The organism is Streptomyces sp. NPDC059002 (assembly GCF_042740435.1).
Taxonomy (GTDB): Bacteria; Actinomycetota; Actinomycetes; order Streptomycetales; family Streptomycetaceae; genus Streptomyces.
Map to the genome: position 1 here is coordinate 1 of NZ_JBHYJI010000001.1, position 9,757 is coordinate 9,757.

Genomic DNA, 9,757 nt, shown 5'->3' on the forward strand with positions numbered 1-9,757 from the left:
ACCGAGCTCACCGTGGCGTTCCCCTATGGGGACTTGGCCGCCACGGAGGAACTGCTCACCCGGTACCAGGACGAGATCGCCTGCCTGATCCTGGAACCCGCATCCCACACCGAGCCCCCGCCCGGCTACCTCGCGAGCCTGCGCGAACTGGCCGACCGGCACGGCTGCGTACTGATCTTCGACGAGATGATCACCGGCCTCCGCTGGTCCGAGGCGGGCGCCCAGGGCCTGTACGGCGTCGTCCCCGACCTCTCCACGTTCGGCAAGGCGCTGGGCAACGGATTCGCCGTCTCCGCGCTCGCCGGGCGGCGCGAGCTGATGGAGCGGGGCGGCCTTCGCCACCCCGGCGAACGGGTGTTCCTGCTGTCCACCACGCACGGCGCGGAGACGCACTCGCTGGCCGCCGCGATGGCCGTGCAGACCACCTACGTCGAGGAGGGCATCACCGCGCGCCTGCACGCCCTCGGCGAGCGGCTGGCCGCGGGGGTCCGCGAGGCCGCGGCCGGCATGGGCGTCGGCGACCACGTCGTCGTCCGGGGCCGGGCCAGCAATCTGGTCTTCGCCACGCTCGACGAGAACCGGCAGCCGTCGCAGCGCTATCGCACCCTGTTCCTGCGCCGTCTCCTCGCGGGCGGGGTCCTCGCCCCGTCGTTCGTGGTCAGCAGCGCGCTCACCGACGCCGACATCGACCGCACCGTCGACGTGGTGGCCCAGGCATGTGCGGTGTACCGCAAGGCACTTGACGCCGCCGACCCCGGCCCGTGGCTGGCCGGACGCCCGGTGAAGCCGGTGTTCCGCCGCTTGGCGTGACCTCAGCGGCGCTCCCGCCGACCGGCGTCGGCCGTCCGCTCGGCCCGCCGGTCGGCGATCCGGTCGGCCGCCCGGTCGACCAGCCACGCGGTCGCCGGTACCACCGCGAGCGCGGTGCACCAGCCGCCGAGGACGTCGGTCGAGTAGTGCGCGCCCAGGGCGACCTGCGCCCAGCCCATGGCGGCGCCCGCGGCCAGCGCGGCGGCGAGCACGAGTGACATCCCGCCCGTCCTGCCGAGGCCGAGCCGACCGGTCGCGGGCAGCGCCACCACGAGGGCGAGCGCGGTGAGGAAGGCGGTGTGCCCGCTCGGGTAGGACAGATTGTCGCCGTGGATGGTGCGCCCCACCGGGGACTTGAGCAGCGTCGCCGTCACCACGGTGACACCGACCCCGGCCACCACGAGCACCGCCGCGCGAGGACACCGGAGCAGCAGGCAGGCCGCCACGGCGACCACGATCAGCGTCGCGGCCCCCACCGGCTCCCCCAGGGAGTCCGTGACCAGGGCGACGTGCCGCCACGGCGGCCGCACGCTGTCCGACGTCGGCGGGAAGATCCACCTGTCCACCGCGCCGGGCGTGCTGTCGTCGGCGTACAGAACCCCGATCACGACGACCACCAGCGCGGCGACACCCGCCAGCAGCCCGAACCACGCACGCAGCGACGGAGGCAGCACCGCGGACACCGGACGACGCCCGGTCACCGCCTCACCGCACCCGGTCGCCCCACCACGCCCAAGCCTTGCTTCCGATCCGCTCCGGCCGGCCGATCCCACGCAAGCCCCCCGTCGAGTCCGCGACTTGTCACCCTACAACTCGACAGAGGTCCCCGGAGGGGAGTCACCCGGCCGCTCCGCCCTCACATACCGCAGCCAGGGCCGCACATCCCCGCGCCCGCGCAGCCGGAAGCCCGCGTCCGCGACCAGGGTCTCCGGCAGCTCCACGCGGTAGTACGCCATGGTGTGAGCGGTGAGCCCGGCCACCAGGCGCCGGGCGGCGCGGGTGCGCGGCGGCCGGAAGTCGGCGAGCATCAGTCGGCCTCCGGGGCGCAGTACCCGGTGCATCTCCCGTACGGCGGCCTGCCGTTGGTCCTCGGGCACGTGGTGCAGGGCGAGACAGGAGACGACGACGTCGACCGACGCGTCCGGCAGGCCGAGCTCCTGCCCGACCCCTTCCTCGTACGAGCAGTTGGCCTCGGTCGTGTGGTCGCGCGCGTAGGCGAGGACGCTGGGCGACGGGTCGACTCCGACGGCCGATCCGTCCGGGGCGACGGTGCGGGCCATGCGCCGCGTCAGAAGTCCGGTGCCGCAGCCCACGTCGAGGACGCGATCGCCGGGGCGGGCGCCGCTGAGGGCGGCGAGACGGTCGTAGGCGCGGCCGCGCAGGCCGCCGAAGAAGAGCGCGCCGAAGAACTCGTAGGCGCGGGCGGATCCGATCAGCCGACCCCGGCTGTCGGCGTGCGATGGCTGATGACCGTGCTGCAGAAGCCTCTCAAGTCCCATGGCCCGCCCCTTACTTAGTCACGACTAAGTCCGTGCTTCGAGCTTAGTCGCGACTAAGTAAGGCGCCAAGAGGTCTACGATGCGGGCGTGAGCCCCACCGAGTCCGTCCCCGAGCCCGCGGCATCACCGGACCGGAAGAAGCGGCGCGTGCGCTTCACCTCGCAGCAGCGCCGCGCCTCGATCCTGGAAGCCGCCACGGAGGTCTTCGCGCGGACCGGCTACCAGCGCGGCAAGGTCTCCGTGATCGCGGCCCGGGTAGGGGTGAGCGAGCCGGTGGTCTTCCAGAACTTCGGCTCCAAGTCCGCGCTCTACCGGGCCGTCCTCGATCACGCCGTCAGCCACCTGTGCGAGCTCCTCGAAAGCACCGCCCGCTCCGGCCGCCCGGTGGACGAACTCCTGGCGGACTTCCTCGCCCCCGCCCACCAGGAACGGCTGCATGCCCGCGGCTCCCTCGGCTTCCTCTTCGCGGACGCCCACACCCTCACCGGCGACCCCGAACTGGCCGAAGCGGTACGCGCCCTCCATGAACGCTTCGCCGACCACCTCACCGCCCTGCTGGCGCAAGGGCAGCGCGAAGGGGACATCCGCCCCGATCTCGACCCGCGCACCGGGGCGTGGTGGCTGCTCTCGACGCTGCACGCCAGGACGTTCCGCTCCACGGTCGCTCCACAACGCGCCCCGCTGGAGGCCGAGTTGGTGAAGCTGACCCTGGAGGCACTCACCGGGCGTGCGGAACCGGCTTGTCCGGCGCCAGCGAGTTGCCCGGGGCGATGTTGCCGCAGTCGGACGGCGCCTTCTTGCCCGCGAAGCGGTCGTTGAGCCAGCTCAGCGCGCTGGGCACCCACGGCACGATCGCGCCGACGTGGCTGAGCGCGTCGTACTGCCGGAACTTGATCGCGGCGTCGCCCTTGTCGCAGTACTGTCGCGCCAGCGCGCGCACGTCTCCGGCGACCATGACGCCGTCACCGGTGCCGACGCCGGGGCGGTTGCTGAAGGTGCCCTCCAGGACGCCGCCGTTGCCCTGCGCAATAAAGCCGGGGGCGGTCGGGGTGGGGGCCGAGCCGAGGTTGATCTTGTTGACGGCCTCGACGAACTCGGGCACGGAATTCGGGTCGGCGTACTCCGGCTTGGCCATCTTCTTCCAGGTCAGACCGGGGTAGCGGCCCAGCGCGTCGACGATCGACGCATGCTCGACCTTCTCGTACACCTTCTTGCCGTAATCGCTCATGTAGCGCTTGAGATCGATGTCGTAGGAGCGGGCGACACCGATGATGGCCATGGGGATGACTCCGGACCACACCAGGCTGCCGTCGACGTACTTGAGGTTGTGCGACGGCTTCACGAGCAGCCCGCCCTCGGCGTAGCCGACCAGCCGCTTGTCGACGTCCGGTGCGTAGCCCGGCGCGAGCGCGGCGGCCCAGTTGGTCGCGATGGCGCCGCCGGAGTAGCCGACGAGACCGAAGCGGGCGTCCGGTCTGATGCCGGTCCCCGACGCGGAGTTGCCGGCGGCGCGGATCGAGTCCAGCGTGTTGTACCCGTACTCCGGTCCGGCCGCGAAGTCGGCGGACTGCCCCTCGGTGTCCGGGATCACGACGTCGTAGCCCTGCAGCAGGAGCGGCGCCACGAAGAGGGACTCGGCGTTCGCGATGACGCCGCCGAGACGGAGGTCGCCCGCTATCGCCCGGGACGGTCCGTCCTCGGGGTTCAGCGAGTCGTAGAACGACTGGTACGACACGGCCTTGCTGCCGTCGCCACCCGGGCTGCGCACCACGGTGGTCACCCCGGCGGACGGGCGGTTCTGCGCGTCGGTCGTGCGGTAGAGCAGCTGGACCGCCTTGACGGGCGTCGGGATGCCGACGACGTGGTACTGCAGCGTCCGCTTCTTCAGCACGTCCCCGGGCGCGTAGGAGGACAGCGGCTTGCTGCCGTCGTACGTGTAGAACGAGTCGCTCGACGCGGCCGTCGCCGCCGACGAGCCGCCGGCCGGGGCGGACGCGACCGCTGCGGCGGGAGCGGCAGTCAGGGCGAGCGCGGTGACACCTGCGGTGGCGATGTGCCGAACGGCGATTTTATCCATGACTCCCTCGACTCGTGAAGCAGCTCACCGGGATGACTGCTGGAGCCCGCCGGGGTGTTACCGGCAGGTAACGCGAAGCGCAACTTACCAACCGGTAACGCCAGTTGCCCAGAGGTACGACAGAGTTCGTTGAATCCCCTCGATACCCCGGGACACCTGTCGGGCGGTCGAGTCGGGTCACGCCAAGTGCGGTCGACCACTGCTCTGGCTATGGCCGCCTTACTGACGGGTCATTAGGGTGCTGCCGTCACTCCCCCTTGCCCACAGGAGAGTTGGGAGAGCCGCATGACATCAGCCTTACGCAGGCGAACGGTGACGGCGGGTGCCGCCGTCGCCGTCGCGGTGCTCGCTCTGCCCGGGTCCGCCACCGCGCAGAACGGACACACGCCGAACGACGCCCCGAGCGCGACCCCCTCGGCCCAGTCCCCCGGGGCGGCCACCGACGCCGGGGAGCACCACAAGGGCGGGCAGCATCCGGGCAAGAAGAAGCCGGGCAAGAAGACGCCCGGCACGATCCTCAGTTCGGAGCCGTCCTCGTTCCAGTACACGCCGGGCGTCCCCACCCCCACCAAGGCCTGGAAGATCACCTATCGGTCGACCTCGGCCAACGGCCGGCCCAACGCGGTCTCCGGCACGGTGATCGTTCCCGACGACGGCAGAACGACGCCGCGCCCGCTCATCACGTATGCGGTCGGCACCGTCGGCCTCGGTGACAAGTGCGCACCGTCCGCCGGTTTCCCGGGCGGCACGACCACCGAGGCACCGCTCGTCAACGCCGCGCTGGTACGGGGCTACGCGGTCGTCGTCACGGACTACGAGGGGCTCGGCACGCCGGGCGACCACACCTACATGGTCGCCAGGGCGCAGGGCAGTGCGGTGCTCGACGCGGCGCGCGCGGCCCAGCGGCACCCCGATGCCGCGAAGTACGGGGTCGACGCGACGGCGCCGGTCGGGATCATGGGCTACTCGCAAGGCGGCGGCGCGAGCGCGAAGGCCGCCGAGATGGCCGCGGCGTACGCCCCTGAACTGAAGGTCAAGGGCACGGCGAGCGGCGGTGTTCCGGCAGATCTCGCCAAGGTCGCCGACTCGCTCGAAGGCGGCGACAGCGCCGGATACCTGCTGATGTCGGCCGTCGGCCTGAACGCCGCCGATCCGGCTCTCCACCTCGACAAGTACCTCAACGCCGAGGGCCGCAAGCTCGCCGACGTGGTCCGGAGCGAATGCGTGGGGACCGTCCTGGAGGCCGGGCGCGGCAAGACGATCGAGGACGTGACGACGTCCAACCCGCTGGAGCGTCCGGACTGGCAGCGGGCCATCGCCAAGCAGCTGATCGGGACCAAGCGGCCGTCGGCGCCGACGTTCCTGTACCACGGGGACGCGGACGAGACGATCCCCTACGCGGTGGGGCAGAAGTTGCGCGCCGACTGGTGCGCGAAGGGCCACGCCGTCCAGTGGCGGTCCTTCCCCGGCCAGTCCCATGTCGGGACGGCGATCCAGGGCAACGGTCCCGCCCTCGAGTGGCTCGGCCAGCGCTTCGCCGGCCAGCCCACCTCCGGCAACTGCGGCACGTGAGCCACGAGCCTGCTCCCGGGGCCCCAGGCGAGCACGACCCAGGCGCCATCCCGGGAGCGGGCATCGCACGCGACATCCCTGAGCAGCGAGAAGGCCGCCGTGGAACCAGAAAGAGGCCGCCCTCACGGACGGCCTCTGAACTGCGGATTTCACCGACATCACTGTCGGGACGACAGGATTTGAACCTGCGACCCCTTGACCCCCAGTCAAGTGCGCTACCAAGCTGCGCCACGTCCCGTTGCCCGTGTGACCTGGGGTTTCCCCTGGCCGAACGCGCACCGAAACAATACCGCACTCCGGCCGGTGATCGCTCACCCCTTTCCGCGGAAGGGTCTCTGTTGACCTCAAGTGCGGTTTAAGTTGCACGCTGCTCGGCATGACGACGACCACGGAACGCGGATACGACTACGCAGACCTGCCCCGGCTGATGGGGCTGATGACCGGGGCGGAGAAGCACGGCCCCGCGGCGACATCCACGCTCGACGCTCTCTGGGTGCTCTACGACCGGGTGCTCGACGTCACACCGGAGCGGATCGAGGACCCGGCGCGGGACAGGTTCCTGCTCTCCAAGGGGCACGGGCCCATGGCGTACTACGCGGTGCTCGCCGCCAAGGGGTTCCTGCCCGTCGACTGGCTCGAGGGCTTCGGGTCGTACGACTCGCCGCTCGGGCACCACCCGGACCGGGTGCTCGTGCCGGGCGCCGAGATCGGCAGCGGGTCGCTGGGGCACGGGCTGCCGATCGCGGTGGGGACGGCGCTCGGGCTCAGGGCGCGGGGCCTCACCGGGCCCCGGGTGTGGGTGCTCGTCGGGGACGCCGAGATGGACGAGGGCAGCAATCACGAGGCCATCGCCTACGCCGGGCCCGCCGGGCTCGAACAGCTGCACGTCCTCGTGATCGACAACGCCTCCGCCAGCTATGCGCGGCCCGGCGGGATCGCCGCCCGGTACGAGGCGGCCGGCTGGTCGGCCGAGACCGTGGACGGGCGGGACCACGACGCGCTGTACGCGGCCTTCACGGCGCCGCATCCCGGACGGCCGCGCGTGGTGGTCGCGCGGGTCGAGCCCAAGGAGTACGCGGGCGAGCCCAAGTCCGCGTGACCGAGAACACCGCCCTCACCTGTGCGTACACACTTCCGGAAGGACCGTTCTGCCATGGACACCATGCGTGACCGCCTCGCCCCCGTCCTCACGCGGCTGCTCGACGAGGATCCCCGTGTCGCCGTCGTTCTCGCCGAGATCGGCAAGGACGGCTTCGACGAGGCGATGCGTGACCACCCGGACCGGGTGATCAATGTCGGGATCAGGGAGCAGCTGCTGGTGGGGGCGGGCGCCGGGCTCGCGCTCGCCGGGCTGCGGCCCGTCGTGCACACCTTCGCGAGCTTCCTCGTGGAGCGGCCCTTCGAGCAGATCAAGCTCGATTTCGGGCACCAGGGCGTGGGCGGGGTCCTGGTCAGCGCCGCGGCGTCGTTCGACTGGCCCGCGGGCGGCTTCACGCACATGTCGCCGGGCGACGTGGCACTGCTCGACACCCTCGACGGCTGGACCGTGCACGTGCCGGGCCACCCGGACGAGGCCGAAGCGCTGCTGCGGCACGCCGTCGCCGCGGGCGACGACAAGGTGTACGTACGCCTGTCGGTGCAGTCGAACGGGCGGGCGCTGCCGGTCGACGGCGAGCGTTTCCTGCCGGTGCGCGAGGGGCGGTCCGGCGTGGTCGTCGCGGTCGGCCCGATGCTCGACCAGGTCGTCGCCGCCACCGAGGGGCTCGACGTGACGGTGCTGTACGCCACGACCGTGCGGCCCTTCGACGAGGAAGCGCTGCGCCGGGCTGTCGGGGCCGGGACGGGCACCGATGTCGTGGTCGTCGAGCCGTACCTCGCGGGCACCTCGACGGGCGCCGTGAACGACGCGCTCACGCACCTGCCGCACCGGGTCCTCGGTCTCGGCGTGGGCCGTCGTGAGCTGCGCCGCTACGGCACGGTGGACGAGCATCTGACCGCGCACGGGCTCGACACGGGATCGCTGCGCGAGCGGATCACCGGGTTCCTGGGCGAGCGGGTGCCCGCCTAGCCGTGCGTGGTCGCGGGGAGCGGGTCCGGTGGGCGGGCGGCGCTCCCCGCCCTTCACCCCGCGGACGGGACCCCCAATTCCGGGTGGGCTTCGAGGAGTCGGGGCGGGGCCGCCTGCCGCCAGGAGTCCGCGAGGATGTCGGTCAGCTCCTCCTCGTCGAGGGCCGCGAGGCGCACCCGCACCCAGGCGGAGCCCGCCTCGTGGTCGGCGACCCAGAACTTGTCGGGCTCGGCGAGGACCAGTTCGTCACGCTCCACCTTCGGACAGCGCACGGCGAAGGACGTCTCGTCGTCGGGCACCGTCACGAACATCTTTCCGGCCACACGGAACGTGGGCATGCTCCACGCGATCTTCTCCACCGTGTCCGGCAGGGCGAGGGCAAGGCGGCGCACGTCATCGGAGGTGACGCGGGCACGGGATCTGGACTTCGACATGCCATGAACCGTAGCCAACGCCACTGACAGTCACCCGTCGGCAGCCGCCGGGCGCCCTCACAGGACCCGCTCGTCCAGCCAGGCCGTGAGGTCCTCCTGGACCTCGTCGCGGTTGGTCTCGTTGAGGATCTCGTGGCGCGCGTCGCGGTAGCCCTTCCAACTGAGGTCCTCGACGCCCACGTACCGGAAGTCCTCCAGGAGTTCATGGACCAGCGTCATGCGCTGGTTGCAGGGGTCCTGCTCGCCGACCGCGATGTGGATCGGCAGATCGGCGGGCACGCGCGCGAGGTTGCGCGGATCGTTGATCTTGCGCACACCCCGCACCCAGTCGAGGGAGAGCCCCGCGGAGAAGGGGAACCCGCAGCGCTCGTCGGCCACGTACGCGTCGACCTCGGCCTCGTCGCGGGAGAGCCACTCAAAGCCGGTGCGGTGCGGGTACGGGTCGTTGAAGGAGGCGAAGAGGTCGGGCACGAACGAGGAGAGCGCCGCGCGGCCGCGTTCGGCGATCTCCTGTTCCAGGCGGGCGACGGACTGCTGCGTCTCGGCGCCGGGCAGCGACCGGAACGTGCCCGAGAGGATCAGGCCCGCGAGCCCGTCGGCGTACTCCTGGGCGTAGTCCCTCGCGAGCATCGAGCCGAGGCTGTGGCCCAGGAGGAAGAACGGGACCCCGGGGTGCAGGGTGCGCACCTGGTCTCCAATGGCCTTGAGGTCGTCGACGATCGCCCGCCAACTGTCGGCGTCCTTCGCGCCGTCCGCTCCGGAGGTCACGCCGTAGCCGCCCGTGGCCTGCGCGGTGGCGCCGTGGCCGCGATGGTCGGAGGCGATCACTCCGTAGCCGTGGCCGGTCAGGTGGCGGGCGAACCGGTCGTAGCGCAGGGCGTGTTCGGCGGCGCCGTGCGCGATCTGCACGTAGGCGCGGGGCCTGCCGTCGGCGGGCAGCCAGGTGTAGGTGGCGACGGGCACGCCGTCCGCCGCGGTGAGCAGCCCCGCGGTGTACGCGGCGGTGGGGGGCGTGGTGGTCGTCCGGTCGTGGGCGTCGTCTCGGGGGTCGGGCATCGGAGCGGGCTCCCTGGCAGATCGGCTGAGTTCCTCCGGCTCAGCCTCCCCCGCATGTGAGACGTCATGCTCCCGCGACATGAGACGTCGTGACTCCCGCGCGCGCGTGAGACCTCGGAACTCCGGCTGACCGGGTGGAGCGGGACGGCACATGCTCCCGCGGGCGTGCGGCCTCGGGGCGTTCCGCGCCTGGCCGGACTCGCGGGCCGGCATGCTCCGCGCGCGTGCGACCTCGGGGGCG

At 71.8% G+C, this 9,757-nt stretch carries 10 protein-coding genes and 1 tRNA gene; 5 read left to right on the forward strand and 6 right to left on the reverse strand.

Annotated features, from left to right (window positions below; translation table 11 throughout):
- On the forward strand, positions 1 to 810 hold an 810-nt coding region (locus tag ACFWZ2_RS00005), incomplete at its 5' end, for an aminotransferase class III-fold pyridoxal phosphate-dependent enzyme (protein WP_384539324.1).
- Between the two features lie 2 nt (positions 811 to 812).
- Here the strand turns inward: ACFWZ2_RS00005 and ACFWZ2_RS00010 are convergent.
- Together ACFWZ2_RS00010 and ACFWZ2_RS00015 are read right to left on the reverse strand one after the other, a co-directional pair.
- Positions 813 to 1,511 carry a phosphatase PAP2 family protein gene (locus tag ACFWZ2_RS00010; RefSeq protein ID WP_384539326.1) on the reverse strand — a complete coding sequence of 233 codons (699 nt, stop codon included), beginning with the start codon at positions 1,509 to 1,511 and terminating at the stop codon, positions 813 to 815.
- 105 nt (positions 1,512 to 1,616) lie between these two features.
- The gene (locus ACFWZ2_RS00015; RefSeq protein WP_384539329.1) at positions 1,617 to 2,309 is read right to left on the reverse strand and encodes a methyltransferase domain-containing protein; all 693 of its coding nucleotides are present in this window, start codon (positions 2,307 to 2,309) and stop codon (positions 1,617 to 1,619) included.
- 87 nt (positions 2,310 to 2,396) lie between these two features.
- Here ACFWZ2_RS00015 and ACFWZ2_RS00020 point away from each other — a divergent pair, with 87 nt between their 5' ends.
- Positions 2,397 to 3,128, forward strand: a complete 732-nt coding sequence (locus tag ACFWZ2_RS00020; protein WP_384539331.1) for a TetR/AcrR family transcriptional regulator — start codon at positions 2,397 to 2,399, stop codon at positions 3,126 to 3,128.
- On the opposite strand, the gene ACFWZ2_RS00025 is transcribed toward ACFWZ2_RS00020, so the two are convergent.
- A complete protein-coding gene (locus ACFWZ2_RS00025) occupies positions 3,028 to 4,386 on the reverse strand; it encodes a lipase family protein (protein ID WP_384539334.1) in 1,359 nt (452 codons plus the stop codon). The two genes, ACFWZ2_RS00020 and ACFWZ2_RS00025, sit on opposite strands and share 101 nt — an antisense overlap.
- A 285-nt stretch (positions 4,387 to 4,671) precedes the next feature.
- On the opposite strand from ACFWZ2_RS00025, the gene ACFWZ2_RS00030 reads away from it, so the two are divergent.
- Complete coding sequence (locus tag ACFWZ2_RS00030) at positions 4,672 to 5,958, forward strand: lipase family protein (protein ID WP_384539337.1); 1,287 nt, start codon at positions 4,672 to 4,674, stop codon at positions 5,956 to 5,958.
- A gap of 164 nt (positions 5,959 to 6,122) precedes the next feature.
- On the opposite strand, the gene ACFWZ2_RS00035 is transcribed toward ACFWZ2_RS00030, so the two are convergent.
- Positions 6,123 to 6,196, reverse strand: a tRNA-Pro gene (locus ACFWZ2_RS00035).
- 138 nt (positions 6,197 to 6,334) lie between these two features.
- On the opposite strand from ACFWZ2_RS00035, the gene ACFWZ2_RS00040 reads away from it, so the two are divergent.
- Both ACFWZ2_RS00040 and ACFWZ2_RS00045 read left to right on the forward strand, forming a co-directional pair.
- A complete protein-coding gene (locus ACFWZ2_RS00040; protein WP_384539340.1) occupies positions 6,335 to 7,057 on the forward strand; it encodes a transketolase in 723 nt (240 codons plus the stop codon).
- A 54-nt stretch (positions 7,058 to 7,111) separates the two neighbouring features.
- The gene (locus tag ACFWZ2_RS00045; RefSeq protein WP_384539343.1) at positions 7,112 to 8,026 is read left to right on the forward strand and encodes a transketolase family protein; all 915 of its coding nucleotides are present in this window, start codon (positions 7,112 to 7,114) and stop codon (positions 8,024 to 8,026) included.
- A gap of 53 nt (positions 8,027 to 8,079) precedes the next feature.
- On the opposite strand, the gene ACFWZ2_RS00050 is transcribed toward ACFWZ2_RS00045, so the two are convergent.
- Both ACFWZ2_RS00050 and ACFWZ2_RS00055 read right to left on the reverse strand, forming a co-directional pair.
- Positions 8,080 to 8,460, reverse strand: a complete 381-nt coding sequence (locus ACFWZ2_RS00050; protein ID WP_384539346.1) for an MmcQ/YjbR family DNA-binding protein — start codon at positions 8,458 to 8,460, stop codon at positions 8,080 to 8,082.
- A gap of 57 nt (positions 8,461 to 8,517) precedes the next feature.
- Positions 8,518 to 9,516 carry an alpha/beta fold hydrolase gene (locus ACFWZ2_RS00055; protein ID WP_384539349.1) on the reverse strand — a complete coding sequence of 333 codons (999 nt, stop codon included), beginning with the start codon at positions 9,514 to 9,516 and terminating at the stop codon, positions 8,518 to 8,520.
- Between the last annotated feature and the right edge of the window lie 241 nt (positions 9,517 to 9,757).